Here is a 20,878-nt window from a genome sequence, read left to right as displayed (position 1 = left end):
GCGGGCCGAGGTGGGTATACGTTCCGCGACCGCCCGGAGCGCGCCGGTCCGCGGGCCGGTGCCGGGCCCACCCGTACGAGCGTTGAGGAGCCGCCGTGCACGACGATCGACTGCTGGTGGAGGGGCGCCTGGCGCGGGCGCTCGAACAGCACATCCGCCCCGCCCAGTACGCGGCCCGCCGATCGCTGCGGCTCGCGGTGTGGCACGTGCCCGGCGAACCAGTGCCCGTCGCCGAGGCGTTGACCGCCGCCTACGAGGCGTTCGCCCTCGGGGACGCCTGGGGGCCGCCGTGGTCGACGAGTTGGTTCCGGCTGGCCGGCGAGGTCCCCCCGGAGTGGGCCGGGCGCCGGGTGGAGGCCGTCCTCGACCCGGGGTTCACGGGCGACGGCCCGGGCTTCCAGGCGGAGGGGCTGGTCCACGACGCCGCCGGCGTGCCCCTCAAGGGCATCCACCCGCGCAACCGGCACGTCCCCGTCGCGTCCCCGGCCCGCGGCGGCGAGGAGGTCCGCCTGCTGCTGGAGGCGGCCGCCAACCCGGCGGTGCTGCACGGCTTCCGCCCCACCGACCTCGGTGACGTCCGCACCGCCCCGCGCCGGCCGCTGTACCGCTTCGCCTCCGCCGACCTGGCGGTGCTGGACGAGACCGTCTGGCAGTTGCTCCTGGACATCGAGGTGCTGTCCGAGCTGATGGCGGAGCTGCCCGTCGACCGTCCCCGCCGGCACGGCATCCTGCGGGCCCTGGAGCGGATGCTGGACGCCCTCGACCCGTACGACGTCTGCGGCACGGCGGCCGCGGCCCGCGCCGAACTGGCGGACGTGCTCGGCGACCCGGCCGCCGCCAGCGCGCACCGGGTCTCCGCCACCGGGCACGCCCACATCGACTCCGCCTGGCTCTGGCCGCTGCGCGAGACCGTCCGCAAGGCCGCCCGCACCTTCGCCAACGTCACCCAACTGGCGGCCGACTACCCCGAGTTGGTGTTCTCCTGCTCGCAGGCCCAGCAGTACGCCTGGGTGCGGGACAACCAGCCGCACATCTGGGAGCGCATCAAGACGGCGGTGCGGCGGGGGAACTGGGCGCCGGTCGGCTCGATGTGGGTGGAGTCCGACGCCAACATGCCCGGCGGCGAGGCGCTGGCCCGGCAACTGGTGCACGGCAAGCGGTTCTTCCTGGACGAGCTGGGCGTGGAGACCGAGGAGGTGTGGCTGCCGGACTCCTTCGGCTACACCGCCGCCTTCCCACAGTTGGCCCGGCTGGCCGGCGCGAAGTGGTTCCTCACCCAGAAGCTGTCCTGGAACGACACCGACCGGATGCCGCACCACACCTTCTGGTGGGAGGGCATCGACGGGACCCGGGTCTTCACCCACTTCCCGCCCGTCGACACCTACAACTCCCAGCTCCACGGCCGCGAACTCGCCCACGCGGAACGGAACTTCGCGGAGAAGGGCCGGGCCACCCGCTCCCTGGTGCCGTTCGGCTGGGGCGACGGCGGCGGCGGACCCACCCGGGAGATGCTGGAGCGGGCCCGCCGGCTGCGCTCCCTGGAGGGCTCCCCGCGGGTCACCGTCGAACCGCCGGCCCGCTTCTTCGAGGCCGCGCACGAGGAGTACGGGGCCGCCGCCCCGGTCTGGTCCGGCGAGCTCTACCTCCAGTTCCACCGCGGCACCTACACCTCGCAGGCCAAGACCAAGCAGGGCAACCGGCGCTGCGAACACCTGCTGCGGGAGGCCGAGTTGTGGGCCGCGACCGCCGCCGTCCGCACCGCCGGGGCCGGCGCGGGCGCCTACCGCTATCCGTACGAGACGCTGGACCGCCTCTGGAAGACCGTGCTGCTGCACCAGTTCCACGACATCCTGCCCGGCTCGTCGATCGCCTGGGTGCACCGCGAGGCCCGCGCCACGTACGCCGCGACGGAGACCGAGCTGACCGCCCTGATCGAGGGGGCCCTCGCGGCCCTGGCGGACGAGGCGGGGGACGGTCAACCGCCCGGCACGGCCGTCTACAACGCCTCGCCCTACGACCGCGACGAGGTCATCACCCCGCCCGACGGCGCCGACGGGCCGCCGGTCACCGTCCGCGTCCCCGCGCTCGGCGCCGCCCCGCTCCCCGCTTCCCGCACCGACGCCCCCGCCCCCGTACGGGCCACCGCCGACGGCCACCACCTCACCCTCGACAACGGCCGGCTACGGGTGCGCATCGACCGCGACGGTCTGCTGACCTCCGTCCGCGACCTGACCGCCGGCCGGGAGGCGCTGGCCCCCGGCGCCCGCGGCAACCTCCTCCAACTGCACCCCGACCACCCCAACCAGTACGACGCCTGGGACCTCGACCGGCACTACCGCAACCGGCACACCGACCTCACCGACGCCGACGCCGTCGAACTGATCGCCTCCGGGCCGCTGTCCGCCACCGTGCGGGTCACCCGCGCCTTCGGCACCTCCCGCCTCACCCAGGACCTCACCCTGCACGCCGGCTCCCGCCGCCTGGACATCACCACCGACATCGACTGGCACGAGTCGGAGAAGGTCCTCAAGGCCGCGTTCCCGTTGGACGTGCACGCCGAACGCTCCACCGCCGAGATCCAGTTCGGCCATGTGCACCGCCCCACCCACGCCAACACGAGCTGGGACGCGGCCCGTTACGAGATCTGCGCGCACCGCTGGCTCCGGGTCGCCGAACCGGGCTACGGCATCGCCGTCCTCAACGACTCCACCTACGGCCACGACGTCACCCGCACCCCCCACGAGGACGGCGTCGGCACGACCGTGCGGCTCACCCTGCTGCGCGCCCCGCACAGCCCCGACCCGGAGACCGACCAGGGCACCCACCGCCTCCGCTACGCGCTGCTGCCCGGCGCCGACACCGGCGACGCCCTCGCCGGCGGCCTGGCCCTCAACCTCCCGCTGCGCACCGCCCCCGGCACCGGACGACTCACCCCGCTGGTGCGCGTCGACCACCCGGCCCTGACCGTCGAGTCGGTGAAGCTCGCCGACGACCGCAGCGGCGACGTCGTCGTCCGGCTCTACGAATCCCACGGCGGCCGCGCCACCGGAACCCTCGCGCCCGGCTTCCCCGTCGCCCATGCCACCGTCACCGACCTGCTCGAACGCCCCCTCCGGGACGAGGAGGAGGGCCCGACCTCGGACCTCACGCTCACCCTGCGCCCGTTCCAGATCCTGACCCTCCGGCTCCGGCCGCAGCTCCCGGCAGCGGCCCCGGAGTGAGGCGCGCCCGGCCCGCCGGTACGCCCGGCGGGCCTCAACCCCGCGGAATGTTCCGCAGGTTGGACCGGGCCATCTGGAGCATCCGCCCCACCCCGCCGTCCAGCACGATCTTCCCGGCCGAGAGCGCGAAGCCCGACACCATCTCGGCGCTGATCTTCGGCGGGATGGACAGCGCGTTGGGGTCGGTGACCACGTCGACCAGCGCCGGGCCCTTGTGCCGGAACGCGTCCCGCAGCGCCCCGCGCAACTGCTTGGGCTTCTCCACCCGCACTCCGAACGCCCCGGCCGCACCGGCGAGCGCGGCGAAGTCCGGGTTCTTGTTGGTGGTGCCGTACGAAGGCAGCCCCGACACCAGCATCTCCAACTCCACCATCCCCAGACAGGAGTTGTTGAACAGCACCACCTTCACCGGCAGGTCGTACTGGACCAGGGTCAGGAAGTCGCCCAGCAGCATCGTGAAGCCGCCGTCCCCGGACATCGAGACGACCTGCCGGTCGCGGTCGAGGAACTGGGCGCCGATCGCCTGCGGCAGCGCGTTGGCCATCGAGCCGTGGCTGAACGAACCGATCACCCGCCGGCGCCCGTTGGGCGTGAGGTAGCGGGCCGCCCAGACGTTGCACATCCCGGTGTCCACGGTGAAGACCGCGTCCTCGGCGGCCTCCTCGTCGAGCACCGAGGCGACGTACTCCGGGTGGATCGGCAGGTGCTTCTCCACCTTGCGGGTGTACGCCCTGACCACGCCCTCCAGCGCGTCCGCGTGTTTCTTCAGCATCCGGTCCAGGAACCTGCGGTCGGTCCTGGCCCGCACCCGCGGGGTCAGACAGCGCAGCGTCTCCCGGACGTCGCCCCAGACGGCGAGGTCCAACGCGCAGCGCCGGCCCAGGTGTTCGGGCCGCACGTCCACCTGGACGATCCGGACGTCGTCGGGGAGGAAGGCGGCGTACGGGAAGTCCGTGCCGAGCAGGATCAGCAGATCGCACTCGTGGGTGGCCTCGTAGGCCGCGCCGTACCCCAACAGCCCGCTCATCCCCACGTCGTAGGGGTTGTCGTACTGGATCCACTCCTTGCCGCGCAGCGCGTGGCCCACCGGCGACTTCACCCGCTCCGCGAACTCCATCACCTCGGCGTGCGCGCCCGCGGTGCCGCTGCCGCAGAACAGCGTGACCCGGTCCGCCTCGTCGACCATCCGGGCCAGCTCGTCGATCTCCCCGTCCCCGGGGCGGACCGAGGGCCGGGTGGTCACCAGGGCGTGCTGGAAGGCCCGTTCAGGCGCCGGTTCGGCGGCGACGTCGCCGGGCAGCGAGACCACCGCGACGCCGCTCTGCCCCACGGCGTGCTGGATCGCGGTCTGCACCACCCGCGGCATCTGCCTGGTGCTGGAGATCAGCTCGCTGTAGTGGCTGCACTCGGCGAACAGCCGGTCGGGGTGGGTCTCCTGGAAGTAGGTGGTGCCGATCTCGCTGGACGGGATGTGCGAGGCCAGCGCCAGCACCGGGGCCATCGAGCGGTGCGCGTCGTACAGGCCGTTGATCAGGTGCAGGTTCCCGGGCCCGCAGGACCCCGCGCAGGCCGCCAACTTCCCGGTGAGCTGCGCCTCCGCCCCGGCGGCGAAGGCGGCGGTCTCCTCGTGCCGGACCTGGATCCAGTCGATCCCGGAACGGCGGCGGATGGCGTCCACCACCGGGTTCAGGCTGTCCCCGACCACCCCGTAGAGCCGTCGGACACCGGCCCGCACCAGGATGTCGATGAACTGTTCGGCTACGGTCTGCTTGGCCACGGAACGAGCCTCCTCGGGGCGGTGCACGGGCCGACGGGCACTGCTGGCTGCTGGCTGGTCCTCCCATGTACCCACGGGACCCCCCGCGCCGCCTCCGGCGGCGTGCGATCGGGCGCGCGACCGGCGTCCGTCACCTCACGCCTCCCACACCCCCACCGCCGTGCGGTCCCCGACGTCCTCGGCGGCCCGCGGCCGGACGGCGGTGAGGAAGTCGGCGGGGTCGGGCGGGGCGGGCGGGGACCAGGCGGCGGCCAGCCGGGCGGCGGCATCCGGGTCGAGTCCGAGCCGCCCCGCCAGATCGCGGCCGCACAGCAGCAGCACGTCCCCCGCGCGCCCCGGCTCGGCGCGGAAGCGGAACGGCGTCCCGTCGCCGGGCTCCAGGTCCGTCCACCCGCCGTCCCGCAGCCGGAACAGCCCGCCGGCACCGACGCCGAAGAACACCCGGGTGCGACAGCCGGGGTCCGCGGACAGCAGGAGGCAGCGCAGTGCGGCGAGGGGTGGGCCGGGGGTGCCGGGCGGCTTGGTTGGCTCGGGTGTCCCGGTGGGCTCGGCCGTCTCCGGTGGCCCGGTGCGGAGTTTGCCGTGTGCGCGGTGGGTGAGGCGCTGTAAGCCCGCCCGGAGCGCGTCGGTCCGGCCGATGCGGAGGTCCCGCGCCAGTTGGGCGGCGCTGCGGCCGATGGCGCCGCCGAGCCAGGCGCAGGCGTCGCGGGCCGCGCGCGGGGCGGCGGGCGCCGCGGTGGCCACGGCGATCAGCAGCAGCGCGTCCCGGCCCGTCCCGAACCGGGCGGTGAGGAGCGCGGCCCCGCGGGCGGCACCGCGCCGACGGGCGTCGGCCCCGCGCCGGGCGACGGCACGGACCGTCGCGGAACCGAATGCGGCGCCCTCCAGAACGGTGTCCGGCACCAGTTCGTCCAGCGCGTCCGGATCGGCCTCGGGAAATCCGCAGGCGTCGGGAAGGGAACGGACCGCGCGCTCCCGGACGGTGGGCTGCCCGCCCGTAGGGCCGTCGGGCGGCCCGGATTGCGCTGCGGACGCTCCTACAGGAGACGAGGCAGGGGACGGGGCCGGGGGCGGGGACGCGGGGGCCGTGGGGAACGGCTGCGATCGGGCCGGCAGTTCCCAGGGGCGCGGCTCCCAACCGCTCGGCTCCCACGGCCGGGGCTCGAACGCTCCGAGAGCCGACTCCCCGGAGCCGGAGTCCTCCGATCCGGTCCCGGCGAAGGCCGTCCCCTCTGGGCGGCTCGGGTCAGCGGCGGTCGCGTCCGAGGCCGACGGCCCCGGCGACGCCCCCGCGGCCCTCGACGCTCCCCCGGCCCCCCGGTCCCGCCCCACCGTCCGCAGTGCCGACTCGATCCGGTCGTCGAGGGTGTCCGAGGCGTCGTCCGGCCGGGACCCAGCGGGCCGCCCGGCGTTCTCGGCCTCTTCCCCGGGACCGTCCCCGTACAGCTCGCGCCACCACCAGTCGTCCTCTCTGCCGCGGCCCGCCCCCTGCTGGTTCATGGGTCGCATTGTCCCGTTGCGCGCGCTCCCGAGACAGGGCGCGAAAAGGGCATTCCAAGAAGCGCCCCCGGTCCACGTCCGGCAGTCTTGGGCCATGCGGGCCCTGAGAGAGCGCAGCCTTCGAGCCGCAGCCGGGCGCGCGCCGCTCCGGACCCGGCCGGACGCCGGCGCCTCCGGGGCCGTGGCATGAACGTCGGGCAACTGATCGTCGTCGGGCTCGTCATGCTGCTCGGGGTGTTCGGCGTACTGATCCCGGGCATCCCGGGACCGCTGGTGGTGTGGGCGGGGCTGCTGTGGTGGACGACGGTGGAGCGGTCCTCGTCGGCGTGGACGGTGTTGATGGCCGGAACCGGCGTGCTGCTCCTCAACCAGGTGCTGAAGTGGCTACTGCCGACCCGCGATCTGCGCGCGGCGGGCGCCCCGTACCGCACCCTGGTCCTCGCCGGCGTGGCCGGGATCGCGGGCTTCTTCCTGCTCCCGGTGATCGGCTGTCCGCTGGGGGCGTTCGGCGGCCTCTACGTCCTGGAACGGGTCCGCCTCGGCAGCCACGGCGACGCCTGGGCCTCCACCCGCACGGCGCTGCGCGCCGTCGGCCTGAGCGTGCTGGTCGAACTGTTCGCCTGCCTGCTGGTGGTGGGCGCCTGGGTGGGGGCGGTGGTCGCGGGCTGAACCCCCGCGACCACCGCCCTAGCGACCCCGCCGGCGCTCCCGGCCCTCCGCTCCCTGCCCCCGCTTCCGTTCCGTCATGTGCCGCCCCAGCGCCTGCTTCTGCTTCCACTCGCGCCGGAGTTGGGCGCGCTGTCGGACGTCGGTCTTGGCCGCGATCCACTGGTTCTCGCGCCGCAGCTTGCGATGGCTCTCCAACCGGCGCGGCGCCAACTCGCCACGCGCCACGGCCTCTTGTACCGCGCACCCCGGCTCCGCCTCGTGGGCGCAGTCGTGGAACCGGCAGCGCCCGGCCAGTTCCTCGACGTCCGCGAACGCCCGGGCCAGCCCGGCCCCCGCGTCCCACATGCCGACGCCACGCAGCCCCGGCGTATCGATGAGGGCACCACCGGCGGGCAGCACCAGCAGGTCCCGGGTCGTGGTGGTGTGCCGCCCCTTGCCGTCCTGGTCACGGACCGCCTGGACATCCTGGACGTCGGCCCCCAGCAGCGCGTTGGCCAGGGTGGACTTGCCGGCCCCGGACCGCCCCACCAGGGCGGAGGTGGCGCCGGCGAGCAGCGTGGCCAACGCGCCGAGGCCGTCCCCGGTTGCCGCGCTGACCGCCAGCACCGGCACCCCGGGAGCGGCCGCCGCGACATCGGCCACCAGGTGGTCGAGCACGGCCGAATCGCCCACCAGGTCCGCCTTGGTGAGGACGACCAACGGGCGCGCCCCGCCCGCACCCGGCGACGCGGCCCCGTCCGCCGCACTGGACAGCGCCAACGCGAGGAACCGCTCGATGCGCCCGAGGTCCAACTGTTCCGCGAGCGACACGCAGATGACGATGCGGTCGATGTTGGTGGCCAGCACCTGGCCCTCGGAGCGCTTCGACGAGGCGGACCGGACGAAGGCCGTCCGCCGGGGCAGCAACGCCCGTACGACGCCGTCGAGATGGTCGCCGCTCCGGCCGTTCGCCAGGTCGATCGCAGCCCAGTCGCCGGTGCACGGCACCCGCATCGGGTCGGCGGTCGCCACCAGCGCGGTGTCCGCCAACACCGTCCGGACGCCGTCCCCTTCGGGCACCACGGCGTCCACCCGCCCGCGGTCCACGCGGACGATCCTGCCGGGCACGAACCCCTGCCCGGCGAAGGGGGTGAAACTCTCCGCGAAGCCGTCGTCCCAGCCGTAGCCGGTCAGCGGATGCGCAGCGGAGATAGCGAAGTCGAACAACGGGATGGCCCTTTCGGGAAATTCGGGCCCCGGCGCGGCGCACGGCACACGGGCGCGTACGCGAAAGGAGAGTCGGTCAGCCGGAGGCCACGGAGGGAGGAGTGATGGTCTGCTGCACGCGGGCAATGCCCGACACCACGACGACGGTCATCAGGTCTCACCTCCCTTTCCTCAACGGCTGCCAGCGACCCTAGCCCGGCCCCGCCCGACGCCGCCACGCATTTATCCGGCGCCGCTCGGCCCCCCGTCAATGCAGTAGCCAGCCGCTCCCACCGAAGCGTTAAACGGCCTCCCCTCCCCGCCAACTCCCCCTCCCCACCGCCCGATTCCTTATCGAACCTTTGCCCCCGCCTTGCCGTCAGCGGAACGGTCGTGCGCCACGCTGTCGACACGTCACGACTTGACGGGGGACTACCTTGAATGTCGAACTGCCAGGCCACATAGCCCGGTTACCCCGGCTCCGCGGCCACGGCGCGGGCGGGGGCTCCGCATGACGAACAGGATCGTCAAGGCGCTGGAGGACGGCGCCGGCAAACTGGCCAAGACCCTCGGCAAGGACGCCGGGAAGGCCGTCCAGGACCTCTACCACGACACCGGCAAGCGGCTGAAGCGGGTCGCCGACAACCATCTGGAGACCGACGCCAAGCACGCGGCGGAGATGGAGCGGATCGCCAAGCGCCCGCGCACCGAGACGCCGGTGTACCACCTCGACGACCGCGGCAACATCAGCCGGCTGCGCCACAACCCGGACGCCAAGACGCCGGAGGAGCGGTACAAGAAGGAGAAGCTGACCTCCGAGGACAAGGAACGGCTGGGGCTGCAGAGTTCGTCGATCGGGGCGCCGAAGGAAGGCGAGCGGCTCGCCCTCCTCAAAGACAAGAAGGAAGGGAAGGTCGACCCGCGGCCGACCTCGCCCTCCACGCAAGTGCCGTTGGGGAGTTCGGACCTTGGCAAGGCCACCCAGCTCGCCCGTCACGCGGACAACAGCTACGGCACGAGACGGAAGAAGTTCACCAGCAACAACTACGCGGCGGCCCGGGTCACCGGGGCGAACGGCAAGGGGGACTTCATCCTCGTCGGGCGCAGTCACCGGAACGACGGCGTGAATGTCGGCGCCCATTCGGAGCGCATGATAGGAACCCCCTTCCTGAGACAGGGGGAAGGGCACCGAATACAGGACCTGTATACGGAGCGCGAGCCCTGTACTTCGGCGCCGAACTGCTCGTCCTGGATGGCCGAGAGACTCCCTCACGTAAATGTCACGCATAGCGTCGAATACGGGAACACCCCGGCATCACGAGCCGCCGGCAATACGTCAATGAGGCAGTACCTCGACGGGCTGATGGCCAGTAGATAGACTCCCTACCCCCTACCCAGCGACAGGAACGGCGCATGACCACCAGCCCTGACGACCTCAGTCGCCAAGCGCTTGAGACCGTGTTCACCCCGGCCGAGCTGATCACCGTCCCGGAGGGTCAACTGGCCGACGTGGCAGACCCGGACGCCAGGGAGGTACTGCGCACGCTCGGCCTCCCGGTGGGGAAGAACCAGTTCTTCGGGCTCGACAACAAGATCGGGGAGCGGTTCCGGCGGATCGCGGAGGACTACGACTGGGAGCTCGTCGAGCGCTATTCCGAGGTGCCGCTGGGTGCCGACAGGTGGATTCCGCTCGGCATGATCCCCTACGACAGCATCGTCCTGGACCCCGAAACCGGTAAGGTCCACTGCCTTCCGCAGGACGGTGAGATCTACCTCTTCAACAGCACGCTCCGGCAATTCGTCCACTTCCTCTACATTCTGCAAGTCGAGCGCCCCGCATACGACATGGAATGGGAAGGCGACGACGACCTCTTCGACTCCGAGGGGGCGCGTTCCCGTGTCGAGGCGGCGATGCGGTCCATCGATCCCGCCGCCCTGGAAATTCCGGAATCGCGCTGGCACGACGTACTCGCCGGCATCGAAGACCCCGAATACGACCACTACTGACGGCCGCCACCGACAACCGCCGCCGACGGCCACCGACGCAATTGCCGACCAACCGCCCGGCAGCTACCGCATTCCCGCCCAAGGAGCCCCGATCCGGTGACTGAGGACACATCCCTGCGGACCTTCGGGCCGAGCGACCCCGAAGACCCCGCCGGCGCACCGGCGCACCACCTGGCCGGGGTGTCCGTGCCGTGGCAGGTCGGTCCCTATTTCGCCACCCGCGGCGACGATCCGGTCCCGCTGGGCGCCTACGCCGAGGCGAACGGGCACCGTCTCAGCCGGGCGGAATGCGCCGACTGGGCGCGGCTGGGCACCGACAACGGCTTCGAACTGTGCGCGGACGCCGAGGGTTCGGTGTGGGCGGTGCTGCTGGACTTCGAGGAGGACGACCGGTTCGTCAACTCCTCCCCGGAGGAGTTCGCCGCCGGCCTCGCGGCGCTCCACGAGGCCCTGCGGGTCATCCTGAGCACCGACCGGCCGGCGACCGCCGCCGCGGCCTTCGAAAAGCTGACGGAGCGTCTGAAGGCCGCGGATCCACGGGCGTTCGTGGACCGGGAGAGCTGGTGGCCACTGGTGCTGGACGACATCCGCGACACCGCGAGCGTCGAGAACTACGCGGCCTTCGAGTACGTCGACCCGGCCAGCGGCAAGCGGATCGTCACCCGCTCCGGCACTCTCGGCCTGCACCCCGAGGAGCGGTTGTGGGACGGGCTGCACGCGGCCGGGGTCGAGCCGGAGCAGGTCCTGCGCATCCACACCGACCTGGAGCCGTGTTTCCTGCCCGGCCACTACTGCTCGCTGTGGCTCGGGCAGGTCTTCCCGCACGCGGAGTTGACGCACAGCTTCCCCTACGGCGAGTCCGCCGCGTCACGGGAGGCCGGCGTCCGGGCCCTGCGGGAGAGCGCCGCCCAGGAGGACGGGCCGGGCGCTTCGGACGGTTCGGCGGCCGACCGGTGAGCGCCGCCCCCGCGCCGAGCGGTCCCGACATCGCCGCCTGGCCGCCGTTGGACCAGGTCACCGCGGCCCACGGACCGGCGCTGCTGGGCTGGGCGGCCGACACCTCGCCGGAACGCCCCCGGGTCTGTCTGGTGCGGGGAGCCCGGGGCAGCGGCAAGAGCCGGTTACTGGCGTGGTTCCTCATGGGCTCGCCCGCCCATCCCCGCACCGTCGTGCACGCGGCCGTCCTCGCGGAGGGACTGATCTCCGACGCCGCGGCCTGGGACGTGGGGCGGCAACTCGGCTACGGCCCGCTGTCGCCGGCCCGTTTGCTGGACCGGCTGCTGGTCGACCAACGGCCCCTGCTGCTGCTCGTGGCCGACCTCCACCGCGCCGGACGCGGCCCCGCCGACGGCCCGTTGGCCCGGCCCGCCGCCCTCGTCCGGGACCTGTTGCGGCCGCTGCTGGAGCTCCCGGGGACCCGCGCCGTCATCGAGGTCGGGGACGCCGATCTCTTCGGCGACGAGACCGAGGGCGTGGCCGTCGAGACCATCGACCTCGGCGCCGCGGCGCTCGGCCCCGTCGACGAGCCGGCGCCCATCGACCTCGCCACGCAGCTCCCCCGCACCGCCGACGGCCGCCCCCTGTGGGACCGGGCCCCCGAGGACGTCCGGCAGCGGGCACTGGACCAGGCACTGCTCGCCGACGACCCCGGGCCGGCCGTCCGCGCCCTGATCACCGACCCCGGGTTCCTGCTCCACGGCTCGCCGGTGTCGCTCGCGGCCTGCCTGGCCGACGACCGCGTCCCGGCCCCGCCGGGGCTCCGGGAGACCTGGCGACTGGCGGCTCCCCTGCTGTCGGACACCGAACCGACCGCCGCCGACCGCGCCGCCCTGCTCCACACCGCCGCGCTGGGCGCCAGCCCCACCCTCGCCCGCTATCTGCTGCCGCTCGCCGAGGCCCACCCGCTCACCGGCGTCTGGACCCGGCCCGGCGCGCCTCTCACCGCCCTGGCCCAACTCCCGGGCGTGGACGGCCAGTTGCTCGCCGCCGACCCGCTGGGCGACCTCGCCGTGCTCGACCCGACCACCGGCCGGAGCACCGGCCCCGCGCCCGTCCCGCCGGCCAGCGCCGCCCGTCCGCAGGGCATCGCCGCACGCCACGAGCGGTCTCTGCTCCTGCTCACCGACACCGGGGCGCTGCGCCCCACCGGCGACGACGCCGACGCCGACTTCGGTCACCTCGCGGCCCACCACGGCCGGGCCGCCCTCGGCGGTCCGGACGCCACACCCACCGCCCTCGGCCAGTGCCCCGACGGCGCCACCACGGTCGTCGGCGACGCCCAAGGCACCGTCCACGTCTGGCAGTTGAAGGACGCTCAGGCCGCCCCACTCTCCCGCGCGCTGCACCCGGCCCCCGTCTCCGCGGTGGCCTGCCTGGCCTTCCCCGACGCGGGCCGCACCCTGGTGGTGAGCGCCGGCATGGACGGCACGGTCCGGCTCTGGGAGACCTCCGCCGATCCGTTGCCGACGCCCATCGCCCAACGCCGCGCCCTGGTAACGGCGTTGGCCGCCGCGCACACCCCCCACGGCCCGGTCCTCGCGGTCGCCTGGAACGACGCGACGCTGGACCTGTGGGACCTCGCCGGCAGCCGCCTGCGCTCCGTCCCCCTCCTCCTGCCGGCCGCCACCCTCGCCTTCTCGCCCGGCCCCCGTCTGACCGTCGGCGGCCCGGACGGCGCCTACGCGCTCGCCCTCGACACCGCACGCCTCTGGGACGCGGCGGGCACGGCCCCGTCAGAAGCGCCCTGACACGCGGAACGGGCGGCCGACTCCTGGTCGCCGGCCGCCGCGTCCGTGCCGTCCGTTCCCGTCCCCTCCCCGCCGTCGTAGGCGAGGACCGCGTCGAGGTACTCGGCGATGGCGTCGCGGTTGCGGGTCAGGCAGGAGATGCGCTCGGTCATCCGGTCGCGTTCCCGCGCCAGGGTGTCGATCATCTCCGGGGTGGCGTCGGGGAAGTAGATGGTCCGGGGCTTGTCCAGGCAGGGCAGGATCTGCTTGATGATGCGGGTCGGCAGGCCGGCGTCGAGCAGCCCCCTGATCTGGAGCACGCGGTCCACGAAGCGCTCGTCGTAGTCGCGGTAGCCGTTCGGCGTGCGCGCGGCGACGATCAGCCCCTGCTCCTCGTAGTAGCGCAGCAACCGCCTGGGGGTGTCGGTGCGTTCCGACAGTTCTCCGATCCGCACGACCGTCCCTCTCCGTGAACCCGCGCCGCCGGATGCAGCATACGGGCGCGCCGGGGCGGACGGTGCGGGCGGACGTCAGCGCACGCGGGGGTCGGTGCGCATGACGCGCCGCCGAGTCGGTGTTCGTCAGTGCACCATCACGGTGACGGTGGAGGAGTGGGTCTTGCCGTGGGCGACCCGCAGCTTCTCCTTGCCCTTCTTGCTGAGCTTGACCTTGACGCTGTAGTAACCGCCGTGCTTCGTCTTGGTGTTGGCGTGCAGCGTGGTCCACTTGTCCTTGTTCATGTGTTGGACGGTGAGCTTGCTGTCCGTCTTGATGCCCTTGGTCCGACCGCTGAGGGTGACGGTCTCGCCGGCCTTGATGGACTTGGCGCTCGCCTTGACGCTGATCGACTCGTGCGACGTGGCCGTGGCGGCGGCGACGGTGGCGGTGTGCAGGTCCGGTACCGCGCTCGGCGCGGCGATGGCGGTGCCCGCGCCGCCGGCCAACAGGGCCGCGCACGCGGCACCGATGACCGCGGTCCGCAGGTGGTACGCCTTCTTGGTGGTCCCCATGGAATTCACCTCACCTGGGTTGCCTGGTTCCGGCTCGCCGGTACCCGCGGGCGTCGCCGCCCCTGCGGGCGCTCTGGGGCCGGAGCATTCCCGGCCCAGTATGCGGAGCGGTTCATGAGGCGATCGTGTGCCGCGGATGTGAGTCCTCACATGGTGGGCCGGCGGTCAACCGCTGGTCACGGGGACGGGGTTGAGCAGCCGGTATCCGGCGCCGCGGACGGTCTCCAGGTGGGACGCCCGGCCGCCCTGGTCGATCTTGCGGCGCAGATAGGCCACGTACTGGTCGACGACGTTGGAGACCCCGTCGCACGGGAAGTCCCAGACCTGCTCCAGGATCAGGGTCCGGGTCAGCACCTCCCCGGGGTGCCGCAGGAAGAGCTCCAGCAGGGCGAACTCCTTGGGCGAGAGCCGGAGTTCGGCGCCGGCCCGCCAGGCCCGCCGGCTGGCCGGGTCCAACCGCAGGTCGCCCACCGCGATCAGGGCCGGCCGGGCGCGCCCGCCGCGTCGGGACAGCGCGCGCAGCCTGGCGTACAGCTCGGCGAAGCTGAACGGCTTCGCCAAGTAGTCGTCGGCGCCGGCGTCCAGGCCCCGGACCCGGTCGGGGACCTCGTTGCGGGCGCTCAGCACCAGTACGGGCGACCAGCAGCCGCCGGCCCGCAGCCGCCGGCACACCTCGAAGCCGTCGAAGCCGTGCAGCAGCACGTCGAGGACGATCAGGTCGTAGGGCACCTCGTGGGCCCGCCAGACCGCCTCCGGGCCGGTCGCCGCCAGGTCGACGGCGTAGCCCTCCTCGGCGAGGCCGCGGCGCAGCAGCGCCGCCGTGCGGGGCTCGCCGTCGACCACCAGGACGCGCATTCCTCCACGGTAGGAGCTCCGCGGGCGGACGACATGTGGAGCGGCCGTGGGCGGCCTTCGGGCGCGGGCACCCCCGGGCGCCGGTCAGTCGTGCGGCGGCAGGTGCCGGACCTGGTGGTCGGCGACGCTGAGGGCCTCGTCGACCAGGCGCCGCAGATGCCCGTGGCGCAGCGCGTAGACGGCCCGGCGGCCGTCCTTGCGGACGGTGACCAGCCCGGCGAGCCGGAGGCGGGCGAGGTGTTGGCTGACGGAGGTGCGGGAGGCGCCGCAGACCTCGGTGAGGGTGGTGACGTCGGCCTCGCCCGCGCCGAGGCGCCGCAGCAGGGCCAGCCGGGTGCGGTCGGCGAGGAGCCCGAGGATCTCCACGGCGACGGTCAGCCGGGCGTCGTCGGCCGGCTCCTGCGCATCGTGCGCAGTTGATAGGTGCATGCGTGCGCTCATACGCACATAATGAGGGGCGAGGGCGGACGGCACAAGCCGCGCCCCGGACGGCGAAGAGGGGCGATGCCCATGGACGCGCAACTGCCGGTTCCCGAACCCCACTCCCACCCCGACCGCTCCGCGCACCACCACCCGCACCCCGCCGGTCGCTCCCGCGCGGCCCGCCTGCGGCACCGGCTCGCGCACGCCGTCACCCCGCACAGCCACGAGGCCCGGGACAAGGTCGACCCCGCGTTGGAGAGCTCCCGCGAGGGGCTGCGCACGCTCTGGCTCTCGCTCGCCGTCCTGGGTCTGACGACGCTGGTGCAGGCCGCCGTCTTCGCCCTGTCCGGCTCGGTCGCGCTGCTCGGCGACACCCTGCACAACGCCGCCGACGCGCTGACCGCCGTCCCCCTCGGCGTCGCCTTCCTCCTCGGCCGGCGCGCCGCCAACCGCCGCTACACCTACGGCTACGGCCGCGCCGAGGACCTGGCCGGCGTGGTCATCGTGCTGACCATCGCCGCGTCCGCGGTGCCCGCCCTCTACATGGCCGTCGACCGGCTGTTGCATCCGCGGGACGTGGCGCACCTGTGGGCGGTCGCGGCCGCCGCGCTGGCCGGCTTCGTCGGCAACGAGTGGGTGGCCCGCTACCGCATCCGCACCGGCCGCCGGATCGGCTCCGCCGCCCTGGTCGCGGACGGGTTGCACGCCCGCACCGACGGCTTCACCTCGCTGGCCGTGCTGCTGGGGGCGGGCGGCGCCGCACTGGGCTGGCGGGCCGCCGACCCCGTCGTCGGCCTGCTGATCACCGGGGCGATCCTGCTGGTCGCCAAGGACGCCGCCCGGGAGGTGTTGCGGCGGCTGATGGACTCGGTGGACCCGGCGCTGGTGGCGTCCGCCGAGGCCGTGCTGTGGGCGGTGCCCGGCGTGCGCGGGGTGGGCCAGCTCCGGATGCGCTGGATCGGCCACGCCCTGCGGGCCGAGGCGGACCTCGTCCTCGACCCGCGGCTGACCGTGGCCCAGGGCCACCGCATCGCGGTGGCCGCCGAACACGCTCTGATCCACGCCGTACCGCGCCTGACGGCGGCCACCGTGCACCTCGACCACACCCCGGAGGACGGCGCCCCGGACCCCCACGCGGCGCTGGCCCACCACACCGGCCGTCACCCGAGGATCGCGATCAGCCCCAGTCCGAAGACGACGTAGAAGCCGGCGGCCAGGGCCAGTCGGCCGGCGGTGAGGCGCTGCGTCCGCATCATCACCAACAGGTAGCCGATCGCCGCCATGGTGATCAGGCCGGACCACACCAGGGCGGCGTCGAAGTGCCAACTGGTGAAGAGCAGGCCGAGGCCGCTGGGGACGGTGGCCTGGATCATCATGGCGCCGGAGATGTTGGCCAGCGCCAGCTTGGTCTTGCCCTGACGCACCCAGATCACGGCGTTCATGATCTCGGGGAGTTCGGTGGCGATCGGGGAGAGCAGCAGCGCGGTGACCGAGGCGGAGAGTCCGAGCATCGGGCCGATGGCGTCCAGTTGGTGGACGAAGAGCTGCGAGGCGAAGAAGATCACGACCAGGGTGACCAGGGTCTGCGCGACCACTGCCCAGGTCGCCGGGGACGCCGCCCGCGGCTGGAACTTCAGCGGCTCCAGCTCGACGCCCTCCTCGTCCTCCTCGTGGTCGCCGCGGATCTCGCGCCAGAAGTAGACCGCGTACACCGCGAAGAACGCCACGCCCAGCACCGGCTTGAAGGCGAAGGCGACCAGACCGAGCGCGACCTTGACCAGGAAGACCGGCAGGAACCACGTCTGGTCCTTGGCCAGCCGCCGCATGTCCTTCGGCGTGCCGAGCTCCCGGGCCGGCTCCGGGGCGTCCCCGGCTGCGGGAGCACCGGCCGCGACCTGGGCGCGCCGCTTGCGCCGCTGGAGCAGCAGCATCGTGCCGGTCACGCCGTACGCCACGGTGGCCAGCGCCAACGGGCCGCCCATCGCGGCGCCGACACCGATGTCCTTGGCCTCCGGGGTGGCACCGGTGGTCACCGCCACCAGGGTCACCACGGACTCCGGCAGTGCGGTGCCGAAGGCGGCCAGGATGGTGCCCACCGCCGTCCGACCCACGTTGAGCCGCTCACCGAGCCATTCCACGGCGTTGACGAACCACTCGCAGGAGAGGTAGATCGCCACCGCGCAGGCGATGAGCAGAACGAAATGCAACACGCTGATCGTCAGCCTTTCCGCCCCGGCGGGCATCGAGGGCGACCGGCGTGGGAGCGTCGGCACGGCTTCGACCCCGCCGACGCGTCCTTGAAAGAATCGTCGACAAAGGGCCGAAGGTCTCGCCCGCCCGCACAGTGACTGCACGGGCCCGGCCACCGGGAACCGCGAGCGGCTCCAGTGTGTCGACGACCGGTTTGCGGGGCTACTCCCCTTCGCAGCCCCCCACCCTACACACCGCGGGTGCGGACCGACGTGCGCGGGACAACGGGAACGCCCGCTGCCTCAGCCGGACTTCTGGAGCCGCTGGAGCGACTCGACGAGCTGGTCCACCTCCTCCGGGGTGTTGTAGAGGGCCAACGAGGCGCGGGCCGCGCTCTGCACGCCGTAGTGGGCCAGCGCCGGCTGGGCGCAGTGGTGGCCGGCCCGGACGGCGATCCCGTCGCGGTCCAGCCAGTCCGCGATCCGCGCCGGGTCGTGGCCGGCCAGGGTGAAGGTCAGCACCGCGATCCGGTCCGGCGCCGAGCCGAGCAGCTCCAGCCCGGGGACGGTGGCCATGGCCTGCTGGGCGTAGTCGAGCAGCCCGGTCTCGTAGGCGGCGACGGCGGGCCGGTCGAAGCCGGTCAGCCAGTTCACCGCGGCGAGCAGGCCGACGACGCCGGCGATGTGCCCGGTGCCGGCCTCCAGGCGGTGCGGGACGGGCGCGAAGTCGGTCCGGTCGAAGGACACGGACTCGATCATGTTGCCGCCGCCCTGCCACGGCGCCATCGCTTCCAGGATCTCCGGCTTGGCGTACAGGGCGCCGATACCGGTGGGGGCGAAGAGCTTGTGGCCGGAGAACACGTAGAAGTCGGCGTCGAGGTCCTGCACGTCGACCGGGAAGTGGGCCACCGCCTGGGCGCCGTCGACCAGGACCGTGGCCCGGTAGCGGTGCGCCAGCGCGGTCATCTCCCTGACGGGCGGGACGGTGCCCAGCACGTTCGACGCCTGGCTGAGCGCCACCAGCCTGGTCCGCATGGAGAGCCGGTCCGCGTAGGCGTCGAGGTCGATCTGTCCGTCCGGGCGCAGCGGGATGGGCACCACTCGCGCGCGGGTCTCCTTGGCCACCATCTGCCAGGGCACGATGTTGGAGTGGTGCTCCAACACCGGGACGAGGATGTCGTCACCGGGGCCGAGGTTGGCCCGCCCCCAGCTCTGCGCGACGAGGTTGATCGCCTCGGTGGTGCCGCGGGTGAAGACGATCTCGTCCGGGGAGCCCGCGCCCAGGAACTGGGCGACCGCCGTCCGGCCCCCCTCGTACGCCTCGGTGGCCTCGCGGGCCATGGTGTGCGCCCCGCGGTGGATGTTGGAGTTGCCCGCCCCGTAGAAGCCGGACACCGCCTCGATGACCTGGCGGGGCTTCTGGGTGGTGGCCCCGTTGTCGAGCCAGACCAACGGCTTGCCGTTGACGGTCCGGTGCAGGATCGGCACGTCCCGGCGCGCCAACTCGGGCGAGAAGGACGGCTGTTGGGAGACTTGACGGCCCGTCATACCGGCACCGGGAGACGTGGCGCCCGGCGAGCTCGCGCCGGTGGCGTCCGGGGACGGGGTCGACGCGGGCGGGGGCACCGGGGAGCCGGTGTCCGACGCGGGCGCCGCGGTGGTGGGGACTCCCGTCGCACCCGTCAGGCTCCGCGCGCCCGACCCGGTCGACGGGAATCCCAGCAGGTCAGGCGTAGTCATGGTAACGGGACACCTCGACGTTCTGGAGGACCGCGAGGGAGTCCTCGACGAGGACGGCGGCGTTGAAGTACGCGGTCATCAGGTACGAGGTGATGCCCTTGTTGTCGACGCCCATGTTCCGCATGGCCAGGCCCGGTTCGATCTCGTCGGCGACCTTCGCCGGGCGCAGCCCGACCACGCCCTGCTCGGCCTCGCCCACCCGCATCAGCAGGATCTCGGTGGTGCCGGTCTCCGCACCGCCGGAGAAGCGCACCTTGTCGGACGGGAGCAGCGGCACCCCGCGCCAGGTCAGCAGCGGGCTGCCGAAGCTGGTGTCGATGACCGGGGGCACGCCCCGCCGGGTACATTCCCGCCCGAACGCGGCGATCGCCCGCGGGTGCGCGAGGAAGTAGCCGGGCTGCTTCCAGACCCGGGTGAGCAGCTCGTCCAGGTCGTCCGGGGTGGGCGCACCGGTGCGGGCCTGGACGCGCTGGCCGGGGGCGACGTTGTGGAACAGGCCGTACTCGGGGTGGTTGAGGAGGGTGGCCTCCTGCCGCTCGCGCAGCGCGTGCGCGGTGAGGTTGGCCTGGGCGCGGGTCTGGTCGATGGGGCCGTTGTAGAGGTCGGAGACCCGGGTGTGGACGCGCAGCACGGTCTGGGCGAGGTTCATGTGGTACTCGCGGGGCGCGTCCTCGTAGTCGACGTAGGTCGCCGGCAGGTCGGGCTCGCCGCTGTGCCCGGAGCTGAGGTCCAACGGCACCTCGCTGCCCGGCAGCACCCCGTCCGCCGCGAGGTAGGCGTCCATCGCGGCGCGCAGGGCCGGGGCGCGGTCGCCGAGCCGGGCGAGGGCGGCGCGGTCCAGGCAGAGCGCGGTGCCGGGGGTGACCGCGGTGACCCGGTACGGCATCGGCGCGGACCGGGTCCAGGCGTCGAGGTCGAAGAACTGGCCGTCGCCGACGACTTCGAGGAGCGCGTCCTCGCCGTACCGGCCGCGCGCCCGCTTCTCCGCCCGGCCCTGCACGATGACGAACAGACTGTCCGTCACCTCGCCGCTTTCGGCGAGGAGTTGACCGGTGTCGAAGGTCATCGTGGTGAACTCGCCGGCGAGTTCGGTCAGCAGCGCGTCGTCCATCTCGCGCAGGTACGGGAGTTCGCGGAGGTCACCGGGGATGACGCGGTGGGTATCGCCGTCCTGGTAGGTGCTGACCCGGTCGTCACCGAGGACGTAGGTGCGGCGGCGGTTGACGCGGAAGACACCGGATTCGACGTCCACCCAGGGCAGGGCGCGCAGCAGATAGCGCGGGGTGATGCCGCGCATCTGGGGCGTGGTCTTGGTGGTGGTGGCGAGTTGCCGTGCGGCATCCGGGGCGAGCGTCATCCGGTCGTTCACTGGGACCTCCTTGCGCGACAGCGGCATGCCGACCGGCCGGCGCACGGCCGGTGACACGCGGGACGTCGGGATCGTCGGACCCGGAAACGGCCGTCCGCAACGGCCCGTTGGCGACCCCTCGGCCGGAAACGCTCGGTGCCCCGAATCCACGCCGCCGGACGCCTGTGCGACTACCTTCAGTCGCACGGTCGCTACGCCGCGTGGAAT

General features: G+C 73.3%; 16 protein-coding genes and 1 pseudogene. 7 read left to right on the top strand and 10 right to left on the bottom strand.

What is annotated here, in order from left to right; all coding sequences use genetic code 11:
* Positions 1–95 precede the first annotated feature (95 nt).
* A complete protein-coding gene (locus ACIQU6_RS25770; RefSeq protein WP_403484037.1) occupies positions 96–3,221 on the top strand; it encodes an alpha-mannosidase in 3,126 nt (1,041 codons plus the stop codon).
* A 34-nt stretch (positions 3,222–3,255) separates the two neighbouring features.
* Here ACIQU6_RS25770 and ACIQU6_RS25765 read toward each other — a convergent pair whose 3' ends face one another.
* Together ACIQU6_RS25765 and ACIQU6_RS25760 are read right to left on the bottom strand one after the other, a co-directional pair.
* Complete coding sequence (locus ACIQU6_RS25765) at positions 3,256–4,998, bottom strand: pyruvate dehydrogenase (RefSeq protein ID WP_403484036.1); 1,743 nt, start codon at positions 4,996–4,998, stop codon at positions 3,256–3,258.
* A gap of 135 nt (positions 4,999–5,133) precedes the next feature.
* Entirely contained in the window at positions 5,134–6,498 is a 1,365-nt protein-coding gene (locus ACIQU6_RS25760) for a protein phosphatase 2C domain-containing protein (protein WP_403484035.1), read from the bottom strand.
* 186 nt (positions 6,499–6,684) lie between these two features.
* Here ACIQU6_RS25760 and ACIQU6_RS25755 point away from each other — a divergent pair, with 186 nt between their 5' ends.
* A complete protein-coding gene (locus ACIQU6_RS25755; protein ID WP_403484034.1) occupies positions 6,685–7,167 on the top strand; it encodes a DUF456 domain-containing protein in 483 nt (160 codons plus the stop codon).
* 18 nt (positions 7,168–7,185) lie between these two features.
* Here ACIQU6_RS25755 and rsgA read toward each other — a convergent pair whose 3' ends face one another.
* Positions 7,186–8,373 (bottom strand): ribosome small subunit-dependent GTPase A, encoded by a 1,188-nt coding sequence (gene rsgA / locus ACIQU6_RS25750; RefSeq protein ID WP_403484033.1) that lies wholly within the window; start codon positions 8,371–8,373, stop codon positions 7,186–7,188.
* 490 nt (positions 8,374–8,863) lie between these two features.
* On the opposite strand from rsgA, the gene ACIQU6_RS25745 reads away from it, so the two are divergent.
* The 4 genes from ACIQU6_RS25745 (at position 8,864) to ACIQU6_RS25730 (ending at position 13,106) form a co-directional block, all read left to right on the top strand.
* Positions 8,864–9,730 (top strand): nucleic acid/nucleotide deaminase domain-containing protein, encoded by an 867-nt coding sequence (locus tag ACIQU6_RS25745; protein WP_403484032.1) that lies wholly within the window; start codon positions 8,864–8,866, stop codon positions 9,728–9,730.
* Between the two features lie 35 nt (positions 9,731–9,765).
* Positions 9,766–10,359, top strand: coding sequence for an SUKH-4 family immunity protein (locus ACIQU6_RS25740; RefSeq protein ID WP_403484031.1), 594 nt, complete (start codon positions 9,766–9,768; stop codon positions 10,357–10,359).
* A 96-nt stretch (positions 10,360–10,455) separates the two neighbouring features.
* Positions 10,456–11,316 (top strand): nucleic acid/nucleotide deaminase domain-containing protein, encoded by an 861-nt coding sequence (locus ACIQU6_RS25735; RefSeq protein WP_403484030.1) that lies wholly within the window; start codon positions 10,456–10,458, stop codon positions 11,314–11,316.
* Entirely contained in the window at positions 11,313–13,106 is a 1,794-nt protein-coding gene (locus ACIQU6_RS25730; RefSeq protein ID WP_403484029.1) for a hypothetical protein, read from the top strand. The genes ACIQU6_RS25735 and ACIQU6_RS25730 overlap by 4 nt, the downstream gene beginning before the upstream one ends.
* A gap of 59 nt (positions 13,107–13,165) precedes the next feature.
* Here the strand turns inward: ACIQU6_RS25730 and ACIQU6_RS25725 are convergent.
* The 4 genes and pseudogenes from ACIQU6_RS25725 to ACIQU6_RS25710 form a co-directional block, all read right to left on the bottom strand.
* Positions 13,166–13,540: pseudogene (locus ACIQU6_RS25725) on the bottom strand (MerR family transcriptional regulator); the annotation flags it as partial.
* A gap of 126 nt (positions 13,541–13,666) precedes the next feature.
* On the bottom strand, positions 13,667–14,095 hold the full coding sequence (locus tag ACIQU6_RS25720) for a hypothetical protein (protein WP_403484028.1): 429 nt from the start codon (positions 14,093–14,095) through the stop codon (positions 13,667–13,669).
* Between the two features lie 165 nt (positions 14,096–14,260).
* Complete coding sequence (locus tag ACIQU6_RS25715; protein ID WP_403484027.1) at positions 14,261–14,950, bottom strand: response regulator transcription factor; 690 nt, start codon at positions 14,948–14,950, stop codon at positions 14,261–14,263.
* Between the two features lie 84 nt (positions 14,951–15,034).
* Positions 15,035–15,391: an ArsR/SmtB family transcription factor gene (locus ACIQU6_RS25710; RefSeq protein ID WP_403484026.1), complete on the bottom strand. Its 357-nt coding sequence runs from the start codon at positions 15,389–15,391 to the stop codon at positions 15,035–15,037.
* A gap of 69 nt (positions 15,392–15,460) precedes the next feature.
* Here ACIQU6_RS25710 and ACIQU6_RS25705 point away from each other — a divergent pair, with 69 nt between their 5' ends.
* Positions 15,461–16,576, top strand: a complete 1,116-nt coding sequence (locus ACIQU6_RS25705) for a cation diffusion facilitator family transporter (RefSeq protein WP_403484053.1) — start codon at positions 15,461–15,463, stop codon at positions 16,574–16,576.
* On the opposite strand, the gene ACIQU6_RS25700 is transcribed toward ACIQU6_RS25705, so the two are convergent.
* The 3 genes from ACIQU6_RS25700 to ACIQU6_RS25690 all read right to left on the bottom strand — a co-directional run bounded on the left by ACIQU6_RS25700 (position 16,534) and on the right by ACIQU6_RS25690 (position 20,671).
* Complete coding sequence (locus ACIQU6_RS25700) at positions 16,534–17,583, bottom strand: sodium:calcium antiporter (protein WP_403484025.1); 1,050 nt, start codon at positions 17,581–17,583, stop codon at positions 16,534–16,536. The two genes, ACIQU6_RS25705 and ACIQU6_RS25700, sit on opposite strands and share 43 nt — an antisense overlap.
* A 282-nt stretch (positions 17,584–17,865) precedes the next feature.
* Positions 17,866–19,302 carry a SufS family cysteine desulfurase gene (locus ACIQU6_RS25695; protein ID WP_403484024.1) on the bottom strand — a complete coding sequence of 479 codons (1,437 nt, stop codon included), beginning with the start codon at positions 19,300–19,302 and terminating at the stop codon, positions 17,866–17,868.
* On the bottom strand, positions 19,289–20,671 hold the full coding sequence (locus tag ACIQU6_RS25690; protein ID WP_403484023.1) for a family 2B encapsulin nanocompartment shell protein: 1,383 nt from the start codon (positions 20,669–20,671) through the stop codon (positions 19,289–19,291). Before ACIQU6_RS25690 ends, ACIQU6_RS25695 begins: the two co-directional genes overlap by 14 nt.
* Positions 20,672–20,878: the final 207 nt, after the last annotated feature.

The sequence above is a fragment of the Streptomyces sp. NPDC090442 genome (assembly GCF_044769405.1).
GTDB lineage: Bacteria > Actinomycetota > Actinomycetes > Streptomycetales > Streptomycetaceae > Streptomyces.
Note: the sequence above shows the minus strand (reverse complement) of the source record. Positions and strands in the feature narration are given on the sequence as shown.

Bases quoted from the DNA above. Each gene is read 5' to 3' on its own strand.
- ACIQU6_RS25760 (WP_403484035.1), bottom strand. From the start codon at position 6,498: ATGAACCAGCAGGGGGCGGGCCGCGGCAGAGAGGACGACTGGTGGTGG.
- ACIQU6_RS25755 (WP_403484034.1), top strand. From the start codon at position 6,685: ATGAACGTCGGGCAACTGATCGTCGTCGGGCTCGTCATGCTGCTCGGG.
- ACIQU6_RS25745 (WP_403484032.1), top strand. From the start codon at position 8,864: ATGACGAACAGGATCGTCAAGGCGCTGGAGGACGGCGCCGGCAAACTG.
- ACIQU6_RS25740 (WP_403484031.1), top strand. From the start codon at position 9,766: ATGACCACCAGCCCTGACGACCTCAGTCGCCAAGCGCTTGAGACCGTG.
- ACIQU6_RS25720 (WP_403484028.1), bottom strand. From the start codon at position 14,095: ATGGGGACCACCAAGAAGGCGTACCACCTGCGGACCGCGGTCATCGGT.
- ACIQU6_RS25715 (WP_403484027.1), bottom strand. From the start codon at position 14,950: ATGCGCGTCCTGGTGGTCGACGGCGAGCCCCGCACGGCGGCGCTGCTG.
- ACIQU6_RS25710 (WP_403484026.1), bottom strand. From the start codon at position 15,391: ATGAGCGCACGCATGCACCTATCAACTGCGCACGATGCGCAGGAGCCG.
- ACIQU6_RS25705 (WP_403484053.1), top strand. From the start codon at position 15,461: ATGGACGCGCAACTGCCGGTTCCCGAACCCCACTCCCACCCCGACCGC.
- ACIQU6_RS25695 (WP_403484024.1), bottom strand. From the start codon at position 19,302: ATGACTACGCCTGACCTGCTGGGATTCCCGTCGACCGGGTCGGGCGCG.